The following is a 16,846-nucleotide window of genomic DNA, read 5'->3' as shown; positions in this document are numbered from 1 at the left end:
CTTTTTTGAGCTCATCCAGAGTTGTGTTTAATTACAATTTTATGTGTAAATAAACCAATTTTTATGAACGATTATTAACAGATAAATGACAGCAAAAAACCACCATTTATCACAACCCCAACTTAACAACTGTAACATCTACCACTTTAGAGGCACAGATATTACGTGCTAATTTTAGCCCATTTGTAACTAATTTGTTTCCAGATGTGAGGACAAATCATCATTTTTTCAAAACTAAGGCATGGTGACTCTACGACAATAATCAGTACAATACACTGATTGTTCTCGGGAGGATTTATGGAAAGTGTGGTCGATATACCTTGGCTAACATTGGCGTTATTTTTCAGTTTGTTAGCGATTCCTCTCGCCATTAGTCGTGTTTACCAGCTCAGAATCAGTAAAGAAATTTTTCTGAGTGTTGGCCGAATGACGCTGCAATTACTATTGGTCGGTGTCTACCTTGAGTACCTGTTTACTCTCAACAGTTTCACCATCAATATCGTTTGGATTGCACTCATGATGCTAATTGGCGCGAGTGCGATCATTTCGAAGGCAAAACTGCCAAGAAAACCGATGATCATGCCGGTTGTCGTCGGTCTATTCTTAGGGCTGTTTCCCGTCTTAACGCTGATTACTCTTGTCATTATTCAGCCAAGTCCACTCTATAATGCTCAATATTTAATTCCGTTAGCTGGCATGCTGCTTGGCAACTCAATGAGTGGCAATATCGTCTCATTACAACACTTTTTTAGTGCGTTAAAAGAGAGACAAGGAGAATATGAAGCGGCAATTTCTTTAGGAGCGTCTAAAGAATACGCCACCTTACCTTTTGTTAGAGAAGCCATTCAGCGCTCTCTCGCCCCAACCCTAGCAACCATGACCACCAGCGGACTTGTCACGCTACCAGGGATGATGACAGGCCAAATCCTCGGTGGTGCTAGCCCAATTGTTGCCATCAAATATCAGATAATGATCATGGTGGCGATTTTCGTCATGCTCTCTATTTCCATTACACTTTCCCTAAGACTGACTGTAAGAAATTGCATCAACAATGAGGGCAAGATCTTGGTTAGATCACAATAATCTGGCCGATCTTTTGTTCCATGAACAAAGGATTAAAGATCTTATCCACAGATTCTGTGGATAACCGTGGTGATACTTCAGATACAATCTGGCGTACTGACTTTGTCATTGACGTCAACAAAAAATTCCCTTTGCATTCAGTCTCATATCGATTAATTCGTGAGACGTAATAATTTTGTCATTCCGCTCTTCTATTGTGCTCTGAAAGCAAGTAAATAGAGGCAATCACTATGTTGAACAATGTCGATAACAATGAGCTAGGAATGGTCAAGACAAATTCACCCGATCTTCATGACTGGCTGATCACCACCCCCGCTACATTAGTTCCATTTGAAGGGAATGAACTTTCTCCACAAACAAAAAAGACCCACCTAAGTGAGTCTTTTGAATCATCGCTTTATGTCTAATTAGTCGCGAAGATAAATCAACCAGTACCATATACCGACAAATACGCCACCACCAATAATGTTGCCAAGCGTTACCGGAATCAGATTGTTGGTAATAAAACTAATCATGTTTAGATCGGCATAGTCTGCGATATTAGCGCCTGTCATTTGCCAAAACTCTGCTGGAGCAAAGTTCTTAATACCGATCGCCATCGGCACTTGGAACATGTTTGCAATACAGTGCTCAAAGCCTGCAGAAACAAACATTGCAACAGGCAAAATCATCACCGCAATCTTATCTGTTAATGTTCGGCCACTGAATGTCATCCAAACGGCAACACAAACCAATACATTACACATTACGCCTAAAGCAACTGCAGATAAAAAGGTGTGATGCATTTTATGCTGTGAAATCGCCATCGCATTCAAACCAACCTGGCCATGATCAAACATATATTGCTTGGTCATCAGCATACAAACCACAAGAAGCAGCGCACCGATTAGGTTACCGCTATAGACCACTGCCCAGTTTTTAATTAAACACTTCCACGTTATTTTCCCGCTGGCACGCGCCACTAACGTCAGTACAGAGCTGGTAAATAATTCACCACCTGTCACAACAACAAGGATTAAGCCTAAACTGAACGCTAGCCCACCTAACAAGCGTGTGACGCCCCACGGCATATCACCCGCGCCCGTTGTTACGATGGTATAGAAAACGAATGCGATACCAATATGGATACCTGCGGAAATCGCCAATAAGAAAGATTTCATTGGATCTTTCGTTGCTTTGCCTACGCCAATTTCTGCCGCACGCTCTGCCATTTGAGGAGGAAGTAAAGAGTCAAACTGGTTTAGATTTATCATTACGAAACATTTTGCAACATGTGGGTTATTGGCCGCGGATAATTACGTGATTTGTGATCAAATTCAAGCGCTAATTCGTTGCATTGGACAAAATGTTTTTAATCTGAAGGAAACTTTCACTAATTGATGCTAAACGCCAAGCTAAATTGAGATAAACACATCATCTAAATTTAGATTTTACCCATTACTATTCAATTACTTACACATCTATAGATGTTAATTTCTTTACCTCACACCCACTTTAGGCTGATTGTTCATAATAACCAAATTTAATATGCAGTTTCGCTATTAAAAATGAATAGCCATTCCTCAATAGGGTAATTCTGATTAGTCTTTGATTTAGGTCTATTCTCTCGGCATTCGATTACTCAAACACCAAATCGTCTCGATCTTTTGCATAAAGTAAGGGATGGCTAACATTTCTCAATGGATCAAGTTGCTGATTACCAACATCCTGATTAAGTTGAGATAAGTACTTTCTATGAAGGAATTAAATATGAAACTTACGCCTGAAAATATGTCTGAACTTAACCTTCTGCTTCAATTTGATATCAGCAGCGCTGCAACGGGCATTAAGGTTCATAATGATGCGTCCGAAGAAATGCAGGCGGCAGTCCAGCGTCTTTACGAAAAGGGTCTATGCACGTTACCTGATGGTGGCTACCTAACTGATGAAGGTATCGAAATTGCGGAACACGCAGATAAAATTTTAAGAGTACTGTCTAGCTAAACGACTCCGAGTAAAACTCTATAAGAGCTTGGTGGTCTACCAAGCTCTTATCTCCTCTTTCGCGCTTCCCTTATTCGTCATCACTCAATTACGATACGCTTTGACGCTGAATCCAGCGCTGATATGGCTGAATGCGATCATAGCCCCAGTTAAACGCGGTTGCGTAGAAGAAGAAAAATACTAAGAACCCTGCTTCTAGTAAGATCGCTTCACCAAGACTGATCTGCAAGAACCAAGCAATCGAAGGAACAGTAATAAAGATAAGCCCCCCTTCAAACCCTGCTGTGTGCCCTATACGCATCTTCAATGTACGACTTTCTCTGTCTTGGCCAAACATACGATCAAACATCAGGTTGTAGTAGTAGTTCCAAACAACGGTAAAGAGGCTAAGTCCAACACCAACAAACGCTAAATCACTTGCACCTTTGCCGGTGATTAAGGCAGAAGCTGGCACTATCATCGCCAAAGCCAAAGCTTCAAAAACTACTGCGTGAAATACTCTCTCTTGTTTGTTCATTTCAATTTTCCAGTCAATGTCATAGTCGATGAGGTCATTATCATCTATATTTAAGATGCAATATAATTAGATACCATCAGTAAAAGTGATATGTTTAGCATTGAACAATTGGAAGCCTTTGTTACAACGGTCGAACAAGGCTCATTTTCGGCAGCGGCACGGTCGCTGAACAAAGTGCAATCGGCGATTAGTCAGCACATTATGAACCTCGAGATCGACAGCGGTCTGGAGCTGTTTGACCGTTCCTCACGCTATCCAACACTCACCGCCAGTGGTGAAAAGTTATTACCTCATGCTCAAGCTTCGCTGCAGCAGCATTACCGATTGCGCCAAAGCATCACCCAGATAGCCAACGATGAGTCGACACAATTAAGCTTAGCGGTGGATGAAGGTATTCCTATGAATAACCTTTCTAGCGTCATCGAACATGTGTCAGAGAAATTCCCTGGTGTGACATTTGAATTTCTTTCCGCCTCCAGCGTTGATGTGATCGAGCTCGTTGAATCAAAGAGAGCCACAACAGGAGTGATGTTCTCAGAAATTTCATTGCCTGCCGGACTAGATTTTGAATCTGTCGGGAGTATTGAGTTTGATGTTTATGTCGGAGCTAACCACCCTCTCGCAAAACATCGAGTTAGCAATATCGACCAGTTAATCTTGCACCGTCAACTGTTAGTAAGGTCAAAAAATAGTAAGACCAGTAGCTTTCAAAAAGCCTATAGCCCTGACATTTGGTATGCTGATAATTACTACATGTTAAGAGAGCTGGTACAGAAGGGGTTTGGCTGGGGTGTACTACCTAAACACATTGCCAATTACGGACTCAAAGATAATAGCATCGTCCCCCTACCCGCAGAGTTTGAAAATTTAAGTTGGCACGCAAACGTCGACATTATCCAGCATCCTGCGTTTAGTTCTCACCCCATCCATGCGTATCTACGCTCAGAATTAAGACAACTATTAGGGAAATCGTCGTGAAGAAAATAACCATTATCGGTGGCGGTTGGTTAGGACAACCACTCGCTCAATGTCTTGAAAACCTTGGTCACAAAGTCTCCGTGAGTCGTACTACTGCTGAAGGTGTAGAGCAGCTCAATGCTAAACACTTGAATGGGTTTGAGTTCGATTTAAACAAAGATATCTCCGAACTTTCCCAATCACTCACTGCTCTTAGTCCAGATATCGTGATTGGTTGTTTTCCTCCCGGCTTCAGAAAAGGGAAAGGTGACGAGTATGCACACCACTGGAACAAACTGACTCAGATTTGCCAACAAGTTGGCGTGGTTCATGTGGTGATGGTCAGCTCAACTACCGTTTATCCAAATATTGCGCAAGAGATGAGTGAAGCTCAAGCAACATTGGCTTTAGCACAAACGAACACGGACTTTACCGACAACGCCAAAGTGATGTTGCAAGCGGAACAATATCTGATTGACTCAGGCTTGAACTATGGCATCGTTCGCTGCAGTGGTCTGATTGGCCCTGATAGACACCCTGCGCGCTTTGTCTCTAAGCTAAAGCAAGTTAGCAATCAAGCCCCAGCGAATATGCTCCATTTGCATGATGCGATTGGTGCAACAAGCTTTATCGCCTTGAACACAGCCAACGTAGTCGTTAATGCCACCACACCTAATACCGTCAGCAAGGCCGAATTCTATCAGGCCGCTATTGATCAATCTGGCAGCGGTGACCCACTTCCCCCTACCACAGAAACACCAGACAAGCGCATAGTGGCCGATCGATTAATACAGTTGGGATACCATTTTCATTTCCAACATACGTTAGAAATGCTTTGAGAAGGAACACTGGATGAGTAACAAGAAGCTCTACCAGCATATCGAACACCTTTGGGACTATATGCAGCTCGGTCATCAATTAGAAAAATCAGACTGTATTTTTGTACTGGGCAGCAATGACATACGAGTCGCAGAGCACGCTGCGAATTTATACTTACAAGGCTGGGCTGATTGGCTGATCTTTTCCGGTGGCGTCGGTCGATTAACACAGGGAACATTTGAAACTAGCGAAGCAGAAACCTTTGCTGCTATCGCTCAAACGATGGGTGTACCCCACCATGCGATCATCATTGAAAACCAAGCCACCAATACTGGTGAGAACGTTCGATTCACTCACCAGCTACTCAAAGAACGAAGTATTGACGTCAGTTCATTCATCTTGGTGCAAAAACCTTATATGGAAAGACGTACTTTAGCCACATTTGAGAAGCAATGGCCAAGTCCATATCAACTTGCTTGTGTCACCTCACCTAAGCTTTCATTCTGCGATTATTTCAATGATGAGATTGATATTGAAACAACCATCACCGCAATGCTAGGTGATTTTCAGCGTATTAAAGAGTATCCAAAGCTTGGATTCCAAACCGAGCAAGCGATCCCTCAATCGGTTGAAGAGTCCTATCGCGCCGTTAAACCCTACTTTGAATAGCCTTAGTCTCTAAATACAAAAAAGCCAGAGCAGTTGCTCTGGCTTTCTCATATCGTTATCGCTTAATGAATCGCCGCTTCTTTCTCACTGAGATACTCGAACTTCAGTTCATCATCTTTCAGATTCACCTTCACCGTACCTCCATCAACTAACGAGCCAAACAACAGTTCGTTCGCCAGTGGTTTCTTAAGCTGCTCTTGAATCGCTCGTCCCATTGGACGGGCACCCATCGCTTTGTCGTAGCCTTTCAGTGCTAACCAATGGCGCGCATCATCAGACACTTCTAGCGACACACCACGCGCATCAAGTTGAGCTTGTAGTTCGACAATGAACTTATCAACCACTTGATGGATAACGTGTTCATCCAAGCTGTTGAACCAAATGATATTATCAAGACGGTTACGGAACTCCGGTGTGAACACTTTCTTAATCACTGACATCGCGTCATGGCTGTGATCTTGTTGGATCAGGCCGATCGATTTCTTCTCAGTTTCCTGAACACCCGCGTTGGTCGTCATTACAAGGATCACATTACGGAAGTCCGCTTTGCGACCATTGTTGTCGGTCAATGTGCCGTTATCCATCACTTGCAGTAACAAGTTGAAGATATCTGGGTGCGCTTTCTCAATCTCATCAAGTAATACAACTGAGTGAGGATGTTTGATCACTGCATCAGTCAGTAAACCACCTTGATCGTAACCAACGTAACCCGGAGGAGCACCAATTAATCGGCTCACAGAGTGACGTTCGCCATACTCAGACATATCAAAGCGAAGCAGTTCAATACCCAGTAGCTTAGAAAGCTGAACAGTCACTTCCGTTTTACCAACCCCGGTAGGGCCAGCAAATAGGAATGAACCCACTGGTTTATGATCAGCACCTAGGCCCGCACGAGTCAACTTAATCGCTTCACTTAGCACATCAATGGCATCATCTTGACCAAACACCAGCATCTTCATCTTCTCATCAAGATTCTGCAGAATCTCTTTGTCTGAAGAAGAAACGGACTTTTCAGGAATACGCGCCATTTTAGCCACCATAGCTTCAATGTCCGCGACACCTACCGTTTTCTTACGACGGCTAGCTGGCGCTAAACGGCTGCGAGCACCGGCTTCATCAATCACGTCAATCGCCTTATCTGGCAAGTGGCGCTCATTAATGTATTTCGCAGATAGCTCTACCGCAGCACGTAAGGCTTTGTTGGTGTAACGAACTTCGTGGTGCGCTTCATATTTCGGCTTCAGACCAATCAAGATTTTAGTCGTGTCATCAAGCGATGGCTCAACCACATCGATTTTTTGGAAACGGCGAGACAATGCGCGCTCTTTCTCAAAGATCGTACTGTATTCTTGGTAGGTCGTAGAGCCAATACAGCGCAACTTACCGCTACTTAACAGTGGCTTAATTAGGTTCGCTGCATCAACCTGACCACCCGACGCCGCACCCGCACCGATAATGGTATGAATTTCGTCGATGAACAGAATCGCATCGTCTTCTTTCTCTAGCTGTTTCAAGATTGCTTTAAAGCGCTTCTCGAAATCACCACGGTACTTAGTACCCGCAAGTAGTGAGCCGATATCGAGCGAGTAAATCACGCTATCGGCGATGATGTCGGGCACTTGACCTTCAACAATACGCCAAGCGAGACCTTCAGCAATGGCCGTTTTACCGACGCCTGCTTCACCAACCAATAATGGGTTGTTTTTACGACGGCGACATAGAACTTGAATGGTACGTTCTAGCTCTTTATCGCGGCCAATAAGTGGATCAATCTGCCCTTGTTTTGCAATTTGATTCAAATTGGTCGCAAAACTCTCTAAGCGATCTTCGGAACTATTTTCTTCTACCGCTTCACTACCAAACGAGCCTGAAGAACCAGGATCCTCATCTGAACTGGACGCTTTAGTGATGCCATGAGAGATAAAGTTCACAATATCTAGACGGCTGATGTCGTTTTTCTTTAGCAGGTAAGCGGCATGTGATTCTTGTTCACTGAATATCGCGACTAATACGTTAGCACCTGTCACTTCGCTGCGCCCTGAAGACTGAACATGAAAAACAGCACGTTGAAGTACACGCTGGAAGCTCAAGGTTGGTTGAGTCTCACGTGTTTCGTCATTTTCTGGAATAAGTGGGGTTGTTTGATCAATGAATATGTCAAGCTCACTGCGCAATGCGTCAATATCCGCTTGGCAGGCTTGCAGGGCTTCTCTCGCAGCATCGTTTTCCAACAATGCTAACAGGAGGTGCTCGACAGTCATAAACTCATGTCGTTTGTCTCTTGCGCGAGCGAAGGCGCCGTTCAGACTCGACTCTAATTCTTTATTCAGCATAAGTACCTCCTTTAAGAACAACTTGCGTTGCTCAAACAAGCGTTAGGCTTGTTCCATTGTACAAAGCAAAGGATGCTCATTCTCTGTAGAATACATGGTAACTTGCGCTACCTTAGTCTCAGCAACTTCTGCAGTATACGTGCCACAAATTGCCTTGCCTTCATAATGCACCTGGAGCATCACTTGCGTCGCTTTGTCGATATCCATAGAAAAAAAACGTTCTAGGATTTCAATCACAAAGTCCATTGGGGTGTAGTCATCGTTGTTAAGTACAACGTTATACATGGACGGTGGCTTTACTTTGGTTTTCTCTAACTCCAGTAGATCAGAATCTGGAGTAACCCATTCAAAATGTTTGCTCATGGCTTTTCGATGTTGATGTTGAACTTTATTAATTTTACCACTTCATGAGGCGAAAGTTTTGAATTTAGCTCTTACTATTACGAACAAAATGCGACAAAAAAATTTTGTTCTTACTTAGAGACTAATGCAGCATTTGAGTCGCTGCAAATAAAAGATTTCTATCAAGCGACAACATCTATCTAATTGATTAAAAAGAAACCAAAAACCATTCACCAAATGAATTAACGCCTACGAAGTGAGCATTCATTAGTAACAAAAATGTAAATCTCAAAAGTGAATTGTTTGTAAATATGTAGACCGTAATACCTTTTTCCTATTGACTGCGCTCAATCATTAGCTACATTGGTCAAATAGTGACTGAAAATTTGGCAGCGGCTGAATGGAAATTCACTTTCCGTTTACAAGGAAACAACGTAAACGCCTTAACAACGTCAGTAACAAAATGCATGAGGGATGTATAGCATGGCTACAGGTACAGTAAAATGGTTTAACAACGCCAAAGGATTTGGTTTTATCTGTTCAGAAGGAGAAGATGGAGATGTGTTTGCGCACTATTCGACGATCAAAATGGATGGATATCGTACTCTGAAAGCTGGTCAACAAGTTAACTTCGAGGTGGAAGAAGGACCTAAAGGCTATCACGCGAGCGTTGTGACACCTGTGGAAGCCCAACCAGCAAAATAATCGCTGCCATAATAGATACCAACCTCAATACGTAAATGATCCTTTCATTTGGAATAATCACTTACTTATCCAGATTGGTATAACAAACTCTTTTATATCAGTTATAAAGATCATAAAAAACCCGCCTTTCGGCGGGTTTGTTTTATCTATCAATCAAGCATGATTAAGCATTGATGATGTCGTTTAGCGTAGCGCTTGGACGCATCAGTGGCGCTGCTTTCTCAAAGACTGGTGCATAGTAACCACCAAGCTCACCAACAACACCTTGCGCATCATTGAGTTCTGCAACAATCTTCTCTTCATTTGAAGCAAGTGCTTCAGCAATTGGAGCAAACTCAGCCGCTAGGTCAGCATCTGCTGTTTGCGCTGCAAGAGCTTGTGCCCAGTAAGTCGCTAGGTAATAGTGGCTGCCACGGTTATCTAGTTCACCAACACGACGCGATGGCGACTTGTTGTTGTCTAAGAAGTCGCCGGTTGCTTTATCGAGTGCGTCAGCAAGTACTTGTGCCTTCGCATTGCCAGCAACTGTGCTTAGGTGCTCTAGAGATGCTGCGAGTGCAAGGAACTCACCAAGAGAATCCCAACGTAAGTGGTTTTCTTTTTCTACCTGTTGAACGTGCTTAGGCGCAGAACCACCAGCACCTGTTTCAAATAGACCACCACCGTTCATTAGAGGAACAATAGAAAGCATCTTCGCAGACGTACCAAGTTCTAAGATTGGGAACAAGTCAGTTAGGTAGTCACGCAGTACGTTACCTGTTACTGAGATAGTGTCTTGACCTTCTTTGATGCGAGCTAGAGAGAACTGACACGCTTCAAGTGGAGCAAGAATCTTGATCTCTAGACCAGAGGTATCGTGCTGTGGAAGGTATGCATTCACTTTCTTGATTAGCTGAGCATCGTGTGCACGGTTTTCATCTAACCAGAACACCGCTGGAACGCCTGTTGCGCGAGCGCGTGTTACTGCAAGCTTAACCCAATCTTGGATTGGCTCATCTTTCACCTGACACATACGGAAGATATCGCCTTCCTCTACTGATTGATCAAGTAGTACTGCACCTGATGCATCAACAACACGTACTGTACCAGCAGCATCTAGCATGAATGTCTTATCGTGCGAACCGTACTCTTCTGCTTTTTGTGCCATTAGGCCTACGTTTGGCACACTACCCATAGTCGTTGGGTCGAATGCGCCATTCTCTTTACAGAAGTCGATAACCGCTTGGTAGATACCTGCATAGCTACGATCTGGGATCATCGCTTTGGTATCTTTCTGCTTACCATCTGGCCCCCACATTTGACCAGATGAACGCAGCATCGCTGGCATTGATGCGTCAACGATGATGTCACTTGGAACATGTAGGTTAGTAATGCCACGGTCAGAATCAACCATTGCTAGAGGTGGTTGAGTTTCGTAAACCGCTTGAAGTGCCGCTTCGATTTCTGCTTTTTGAGCCGCTGGAAGCGCTTCAATCTTAGCGTAAACGTCACCGATACCGTTGTTTACATCAACACCTAGCTTGTCAAATAGCTCGCCGTATTTCGCAAATACGTCTTTGTAGTAAACCTTAACCGCGTGACCAAAGATCACTGGGTCAGACACTTTCATCATGGTTGCTTTCATGTGCAGTGAAAGCAGAACGTCTTGCTCTTTCGCTTCAGCGATTTGCGCTTCAAAGAACTCTACTAGCGCTTTCTTGTTCATCACTGAACAGTCGATGATCTCTTTATCTTGTAGAGGGAACGCCGCTTTTAGCTCTTTCACCGCGCCGTCAGCAGCAACGAATTCAATCTTAACGTCAGTTGCGCCTACTACGGTGTGCGATTTTTCGCTACCGAAGAAATCGTTGCCAGTCATGCTAGAAACGTGTGATTTAGAGTCTGCAGACCACGCACCCATTGAGTGTGGGTTCTTCTTCGCGTAGTTCTTAACAGATAGAGGAGCACGACGGTCAGAGTTACCTTCACGTAGTACTGGGTTTACTGCGCTACCTTTAATCTTATCGTAAGTCGCTTTGATCGCTTCTTCTTCGTATGTGCTTGGCTCTTCAGGGTAGTTTGGTAGGTTAAAACCTTTGTCTTGAAGCTCTTTAACTGCTGCTTTTAGCTGAGGAATAGATGCCGAGATGTTTGGCAGCTTGATAATGTTTGCTTCTGGAGTTTTTGCTAGTTCACCTAGTTCTGCAAGTGCATCACCAATGCGTTGCTCGTCAGTTAGGTGCTCTGGGAAGTTAGCGATAATACGCCCAGCTAGAGAGATATCACGAGTGTCAACATTGATGCCTGAAGAAGCAGTAAACGACTGAATAATCGGTAATAGTGAGTATGTCGCTAGCGCAGGTGCTTCATCAGTAATAGTGTAAATAATTGTAGGTTTTTCTGTAGGCATGAAATTTCCCTATTGTTCTAACCGGACCGCGTGGTATGTGGCCCTGTGTGTGTGAACGCTAACAAGTTATGAATAATCCCCTCACTTGTTGCGATTTATCCGTCTCTTTTGTTTTCGTCGTTTAAGTACGACATCCTTGAGAGCGATTAGTTATAATTAAACAAAAACACGATAATAGTCTATTATCTTGTTCAACAATCCTGTTTTTGGGCGCGCAAATGATAGCTCAAATTGGATTCTTTAGATACTTTCACCCACACTTTATTTACATTTTTGCAAGGTAGTTAACATGTCACCACGCTCACGCCGTGACTCATCCTCATCGCCATCTAAAAAGCATCAATCAGGTTTTAAACGTAAAAATAATCAACATAGCGTCAATAGTTCTTCATCCAAACAGCGACGTAAACCTATAAAAAATAAACCTAAAGTCGCGCCAGAAGATCGTAAGGTTGTGGTGTTTAATAAGCCATTTGATACCTTAAGCCAATTTACCGATGGTGACGGCAGAAAAACACTTGCAGACTATATAACGGTGAAAGATGTCTATGCCGCAGGCAGGTTGGATCGAGACAGTGAAGGCTTAATGGTTCTGACCAACGATGGCATCTTGCAAGCTCGTTTGACTCAGCCGAACTCTAAGTCACCAAAAACCTATTGGGTGCAAGTAGATGGTGCGCCAAGCGATGAAGATCTCGACAAGCTGCGTAAGGGTGTCGAACTAAAAGATGGCATGACCTTGCCAGCCAAAGTCGAAGTGATGGATGCGCCGAACGTGTGGGAACGTAATCCTCCAGTGCGTTTTCGCGCCAACATTCCGACTACATGGTTAGCGATTACCATTATTGAAGGGCGTAACCGTCAAGTTCGTCGCATGACAGCGAACATCGGCTTCCCTACTCTGCGTTTGATTCGCTATTCAATGGGTGATGTGACATTAGGTGACTTGCAGCCAGGTGAATGGAAAGAGATAGAGTTTTAAACACGCTTTAAAGGGCTGGCAGTTAGTCAGCCCTTTTTGTTGCTGTCATCCTCAAGAACGAGGGACGAGTGAGTTGGGGACCTCTTACAGCTAGCCGAAAACCTATAGAGATTCCCTACTCGCTCCTGCGTCACTCTATGGAATAACGAATCTCAAACAACTGCTACCCCAGAGAGAACGGCTTACTTAACCAACTGTCATCCCCGAGAACGAGGGACGAGTGAGTTGGGGATCTCTTGCAGCAAGTCGAAAACCTGTAGAGATTCCCTACTCGATCCTGCGTCACTCTATGGAATGACAGATAACAACCAACTGTCATCCCCGAGAACGAGGGGCGAGTGAGTTGGGGATCTCTTACAGCTAGCCGAAAACCTATAGAGATTCCCTACTCGCTCCTGCGTCACTCTATGGAATGACAAATGACAACCAACTGTCATCCCCGAGAACGAGGGACGAGTGAGTTGGGGATCTCTTACAGCAAGTCGAAAACCTGTAGAGATTCCCTACTCGCTCCTGAGTCACTCTATGGAATGACAAATGACAACCAACTGTCATCCCCGAGAACGAGGGACGAGTAAGTTGGGGATCTCTTACAGCTAGCCGAAAACCTATAGAGATTCCCTACTCGCTCCTGCGTCACTCTATGGAATGACGAATCTCAAACAACTGCTACCCCAGAGAACGAGGGACGAGTGAGTTGGGGATCTCTTACAGCAAGTCGAAAACCTTATAGAGATTCCCTACTCGTTCCTGCGTCACTCTATGGAATGACAGATAACAACCAACTGTCATCCCCCGAGAACGAGGGACGAGTGAGTTGGGGATCTCTTACAGCAAGTCGAAAACCTATAGAAATTCCCTACTCGCTCCTGCGTCACTCTATGGAATGACAAATGACAACCAACTGTCATCCCCGAGAACGAGGGACGAGTGAGTTGGGGATCTCTTACAGCAAGTCGAAACCTTATAGAGATTCCCTACTCGTTGCTGCGTCACTCTATGGAATGACATATATACAAAAACGGCGCTTCAATTGAAGCGCCGTTTTTAAATCATCAAAGAAAGTGAGCGATTACTCTTCTTCTTTCTTCTCTGCTGCTTTAACTGCAATCGCTAGCTCTTCAAGCGAAGCTGGGTTCGCAAGGCTTGGCGCGTCTGTTAGTAGACAAGAAGCATTGGTTGTTTTCGGGAACGCGATAACGTCACGGATGTTCTCTGTACCACAAAGTAGCATCACTAGACGGTCAAGACCGAATGCTAGACCTGCGTGCGGTGGTGTACCGAACTTCAGTGCGTCTAGTAGGAAGCCAAACTTAGCTTGCTGCTCGTCAGCTTCAATACCTAGGATATCGAATACCGCTGATTGCATCTCTGCGTTGTGAATACGTACAGAACCACCGCCCACTTCATAGCCATTTAGAACCATGTCGTATGCGTTTGAGTTCGCCGCTGCTGGGTTCGCTTTTAGCTCTTCCGCATTCACACCTAGTGGCGATGTGAATGGGTGGTGCATAGCGTGTAGGTTGCCTTCGTCGTCTTCTTCAAACATTGGGAAGTCAACAACCCATAGTGGAGCCCATGCAGATTCGTTGGTCAGTTCTAGATCGGTACCTAGCTTCAGACGTAGTGCACCTAGAGCTTCAGATACAGTGTTTGCTTTGTCTGCGCCAAATAGGATGATGTCGCCAGATTCAGCTTGAGTGCGATCTAGAATGCCGTTGATTACGTCTTCGTTTAGGAACTTAGCCACTGGAGACTGAATGCCTTCCATGCCTGCAGCACGGTCGTTAACCTTCATCCACGCAAGACCTTTCGCGCCGTAGATGCCAACGAACTCACCGTAGCTATCAATTTGCTTACGAGTTAGCTTAGCACCACCTGGTACACGGATAACTGCTACGCGGCCTTTCTCGTCGTTCGCAGGACCTGAGAACACTTTGAACTCTACATCTTTCACTAGATCAGCAACGTCTACTAGCTCTAGTGGGTTACGCAGATCAGGCTTATCGCTACCGAAACGACGAATCGCTTCAGAGAATGGCATGATTGGGAACTGACCTAGATCCACGTCTAGCAGCTCTTGCCACATTTCACGAACCATCTTTTCAGTGGTTGCGCGAACTTGCTCAGCCGTCATAAATGACGTTTCGATATCGATCTGAGTGAATTCTGGTTGGCGGTCTGCACGCAAGTCTTCATCACGGAAACACTTAACGATTTGATAGTAACGGTCAAAGCCAGACATCATCAGCAGCTGTTTAAATAGCTGTGGAGACTGAGGAAGCGCGTAGAAAGAACCTTTGTGAACACGGCTTGGTACTAGATAGTCACGCGCACCTTCTGGTGTCGCTTTGGTTAGTACTGGTGTTTCGATATCTAGGAAACCGTTGTCATCTAGGAAACGACGAACAAAGCTAGACGCTTTAGCACGTAGCTTGATGCGGTCGCTCATTTCAGGACGACGTAGATCTAGGTAACGGTACTTAAGGCGCTGCTCTTCTGAGTTCTTCTGGTTGAAGTCTAGAGGTAGAACGTCTGCACGGTTGATGATCTCAAGACCTTTCGCGATGATCTCTACTTCACCCGTTGCCATGTCTTTGTTTACTTGGCTGTCTGGACGAACACGTACTTCACCTGTTAGCTTGATACAGAATTCATTACGTAGCGTGTTAGCAACTTCGTACGCATCTGCCATATCTGGGTCAACAACTACCTGAACGATACCTTCACGATCTCGCATATCGATGAAAATAAGACCGCCCAAATCACGGCGACGGTTAACCCAGCCGCAAAGTTCTACAGTTTGTCCTGCAAGGGACTTGTTCAGGTGACCACAGTAATGGGTACGCATAATGAATTTCCCAATCTCTTAAAATTTGTTGATTACTATCTATCGGTGTACATTTATCGATAGAGCAAAGTTCCATTTATACGCTGAAAGTTAGATGAAATCGACTACCCAGCGTACAATTTATTGCGATTTATTATCTATTGATGCTTTTTAAACCAACAAAGGCGTAAAAGCACACCAATAGCAAAAAAATTGGCGATGATTATAGCCCTATATTAGCCCGTTGAGCAAAACTCTCGCGCAACTTGTATTCATGTGAACCGTAATAACTACTATGCACCTATATCCTATCCGCCTTGGCCTTACGATGTGGTCAAACAATCAGTGGCAACAGAGTTTTTATGGCCGTGGAACTCAGCCAAGTCAAAGACTGGAAAAGTACGCCAGCGTCTTCCATACGGTTGAAGGCAACACAACTTTTTACGCCACACCCAATGCGACGACAGTCAAAAACTGGCATGCAGCAACACACGATGAGTTTCGGTTTACATTTAAACTGCCGCAACACATTACCCACCAGCAAATGCTGCAAGGCTGTCAAAGTGAATTGAAAAGTTTTATGGCGATTATGGAGCCGCTCCACGAACGCATTGGTCAGTGGACAATACAATTGCCCGCCGCGTTTGGCCCGCAAAACCTTGAGCAGTTAACGCGCTTTTGCGCCTTGTTTCCGCCCAGTTTTCCAATTGGTATAGAGGTCCGCCACCCAGCATTCTTCGCTAAAGGCGACGATGAAAAACGCTTAAATCAGTGGTTAATTGAAAAAGGGTTTGATCGCATCATTATGGACAGTCGCCCAGTGTTCTCTGAACAACTCACAGCGACTCACCCTCACTATGAATCCCTGTTAGATGCCCAGCAAAAGAAGCCCAAAGTACCCGTTCATGCGATAGCAACCGGAAATAATCCACTGATTCGTTTTATCGGCCATCCTGAAGAAGCGCTTAACCATTCATTCTTTACACCCTGGCTTACCAAGCTGCCCAAGTGGGTCGCCGAAGGAAAACAGCCCTATTTGATGATCCACACTTCAGACAATCTGATTGCTCCCGAGTTAGCAGCTAAGCTCTACAGCCAATTGCAATTGCATGCCGAACTGCCTGACTTGACTGAGTTTCCTAGCAGTCGCGGCGATGCTCAAATACAGATGTTTTAAGTGATTCACTGACAGAACATGACATGGCGACGAATTTCTCATAAAATACGCGCCTTTTTG

14 protein-coding genes are annotated in these 16,846 nt (G+C 44.5%); 8 read left to right on the top strand and 6 right to left on the bottom strand.

All coding sequences use genetic code 11. The annotated features are described in order from the left end of the window. Positions 1-297: 297 nt before the first annotated feature. Positions 298-1,083 (top strand): ABC transporter permease, encoded by a 786-nt coding sequence (locus VIA_RS12735; RefSeq protein WP_004413422.1) that lies wholly within the window; start codon positions 298-300, stop codon positions 1,081-1,083. A 407-nt stretch (positions 1,084-1,490) separates the two neighbouring features. Here the strand turns inward: VIA_RS12735 and focA are convergent, their stop codons facing one another. After that, positions 1,491-2,333 carry a formate transporter FocA gene (focA, locus tag VIA_RS12730; protein WP_038211362.1) on the bottom strand — a complete coding sequence of 281 codons (843 nt, stop codon included), beginning with the start codon at positions 2,331-2,333 and terminating at the stop codon, positions 1,491-1,493. Positions 2,334-2,832: 499 nt separating this feature from the next. Here focA and VIA_RS12725 point away from each other — a divergent pair, with 499 nt between their 5' ends. After that, a complete protein-coding gene (locus VIA_RS12725) occupies positions 2,833-3,066 on the top strand; it encodes a TIGR02647 family protein (RefSeq protein ID WP_004413418.1) in 234 nt (77 codons plus the stop codon). 88 nt (positions 3,067-3,154) lie between these two features. On the opposite strand, the gene VIA_RS12720 is transcribed toward VIA_RS12725, so the two are convergent. Next, positions 3,155-3,583: a PACE efflux transporter gene (locus VIA_RS12720; RefSeq protein ID WP_004413417.1), complete on the bottom strand. Its 429-nt coding sequence runs from the start codon at positions 3,581-3,583 to the stop codon at positions 3,155-3,157. Positions 3,584-3,673: 90 nt separating this feature from the next. Here VIA_RS12720 and VIA_RS12715 point away from each other — a divergent pair, with 90 nt between their 5' ends. The 3 genes from VIA_RS12715 to VIA_RS12705 are packed head-to-tail and all read left to right on the top strand — an operon-like array spanning position 3,674 to position 6,028. Then, entirely contained in the window at positions 3,674-4,561 is an 888-nt protein-coding gene (locus tag VIA_RS12715; RefSeq protein ID WP_004413416.1) for a LysR family transcriptional regulator, read from the top strand. Continuing rightward, positions 4,558-5,379, top strand: a complete 822-nt coding sequence (locus VIA_RS12710) for an NAD(P)H-binding protein (protein WP_004413414.1) — start codon at positions 4,558-4,560, stop codon at positions 5,377-5,379. The genes VIA_RS12715 and VIA_RS12710 overlap by 4 nt, the downstream gene beginning before the upstream one ends. Positions 5,380-5,392: 13 nt before the next feature. Beyond that, positions 5,393-6,028, top strand: a complete 636-nt coding sequence (locus tag VIA_RS12705; RefSeq protein WP_004413413.1) for a YdcF family protein — start codon at positions 5,393-5,395, stop codon at positions 6,026-6,028. A 62-nt stretch (positions 6,029-6,090) separates the two neighbouring features. On the opposite strand, the gene clpA is transcribed toward VIA_RS12705, so the two are convergent. Together clpA and clpS are read right to left on the bottom strand one after the other, a co-directional pair. After that, positions 6,091-8,361, bottom strand: a complete 2,271-nt coding sequence (gene clpA, locus VIA_RS12700) for an ATP-dependent Clp protease ATP-binding subunit ClpA (protein WP_004413412.1) — start codon at positions 8,359-8,361, stop codon at positions 6,091-6,093. Between the two features lie 42 nt (positions 8,362-8,403). Continuing rightward, positions 8,404-8,724 (bottom strand): ATP-dependent Clp protease adapter ClpS, encoded by a 321-nt coding sequence (clpS, locus tag VIA_RS12695; RefSeq protein WP_004413411.1) that lies wholly within the window; start codon positions 8,722-8,724, stop codon positions 8,404-8,406. 462 nt (positions 8,725-9,186) lie between these two features. Here clpS and cspD point away from each other — a divergent pair, with 462 nt between their 5' ends. Next, the gene (gene cspD, locus VIA_RS12690) at positions 9,187-9,408 is read left to right on the top strand and encodes a cold shock domain-containing protein CspD (RefSeq protein ID WP_004413410.1); all 222 of its coding nucleotides are present in this window, start codon (positions 9,187-9,189) and stop codon (positions 9,406-9,408) included. Between the two features lie 163 nt (positions 9,409-9,571). Here the strand turns inward: cspD and VIA_RS12685 are convergent, their stop codons facing one another. Further along, on the bottom strand, positions 9,572-11,797 hold the full coding sequence (locus tag VIA_RS12685) for an NADP-dependent isocitrate dehydrogenase (RefSeq protein WP_004413409.1): 2,226 nt from the start codon (positions 11,795-11,797) through the stop codon (positions 9,572-9,574). Between the two features lie 289 nt (positions 11,798-12,086). Here VIA_RS12685 and VIA_RS12680 point away from each other — a divergent pair, with 289 nt between their 5' ends. After that, the gene (locus tag VIA_RS12680; RefSeq protein WP_004413408.1) at positions 12,087-12,779 is read left to right on the top strand and encodes a pseudouridine synthase; all 693 of its coding nucleotides are present in this window, start codon (positions 12,087-12,089) and stop codon (positions 12,777-12,779) included. A gap of 1,072 nt (positions 12,780-13,851) precedes the next feature. On the opposite strand, the gene aspS is transcribed toward VIA_RS12680, so the two are convergent. Next, positions 13,852-15,630, bottom strand: coding sequence for an aspartate--tRNA ligase (gene aspS, locus VIA_RS12675; RefSeq protein WP_004413407.1), 1,779 nt, complete (start codon positions 15,628-15,630; stop codon positions 13,852-13,854). Between the two features lie 274 nt (positions 15,631-15,904). Here aspS and VIA_RS12670 point away from each other — a divergent pair, with 274 nt between their 5' ends. Continuing rightward, complete coding sequence (locus tag VIA_RS12670) at positions 15,905-16,786, top strand: DUF72 domain-containing protein (protein ID WP_004417840.1); 882 nt, start codon at positions 15,905-15,907, stop codon at positions 16,784-16,786. The last annotated feature ends 60 nt before the right edge of the window (positions 16,787-16,846 follow it).

The sequence above is a fragment of the Vibrio orientalis CIP 102891 = ATCC 33934 genome, assembly GCF_000176235.1.
GTDB classification, from domain to species: domain Bacteria; phylum Pseudomonadota; class Gammaproteobacteria; order Enterobacterales; family Vibrionaceae; genus Vibrio; species Vibrio orientalis.
This window is presented reverse-complemented; position numbering and strand designations above follow the sequence as displayed.

Coding starts and splice junctions, on each gene's coding strand:
- VIA_RS12720 (WP_004413417.1), bottom strand. CDS start 3,583: ATGAACAAACAAGAGAGAGTATTTCACGCAGTAGTTTTTGAAGCTTTG.
- VIA_RS12715 (WP_004413416.1), top strand. CDS start 3,674: ATGTTTAGCATTGAACAATTGGAAGCCTTTGTTACAACGGTCGAACAA.
- clpA (WP_004413412.1), bottom strand. CDS start 8,361: ATGCTGAATAAAGAATTAGAGTCGAGTCTGAACGGCGCCTTCGCTCGC.
- VIA_RS12680 (WP_004413408.1), top strand. CDS start 12,087: ATGTCACCACGCTCACGCCGTGACTCATCCTCATCGCCATCTAAAAAG.
- VIA_RS12725 (WP_004413418.1), top strand. CDS start 2,833: ATGAAACTTACGCCTGAAAATATGTCTGAACTTAACCTTCTGCTTCAA.
- VIA_RS12705 (WP_004413413.1), top strand. CDS start 5,393: ATGAGTAACAAGAAGCTCTACCAGCATATCGAACACCTTTGGGACTAT.
- aspS (WP_004413407.1), bottom strand. CDS start 15,630: ATGCGTACCCATTACTGTGGTCACCTGAACAAGTCCCTTGCAGGACAA.
- VIA_RS12685 (WP_004413409.1), bottom strand. CDS start 11,797: ATGCCTACAGAAAAACCTACAATTATTTACACTATTACTGATGAAGCA.
- VIA_RS12735 (WP_004413422.1), top strand. CDS start 298: ATGGAAAGTGTGGTCGATATACCTTGGCTAACATTGGCGTTATTTTTC.
- clpS (WP_004413411.1), bottom strand. CDS start 8,724: ATGAGCAAACATTTTGAATGGGTTACTCCAGATTCTGATCTACTGGAG.
- VIA_RS12670 (WP_004417840.1), top strand. CDS start 15,905: ATGCACCTATATCCTATCCGCCTTGGCCTTACGATGTGGTCAAACAAT.
- cspD (WP_004413410.1), top strand. CDS start 9,187: ATGGCTACAGGTACAGTAAAATGGTTTAACAACGCCAAAGGATTTGGT.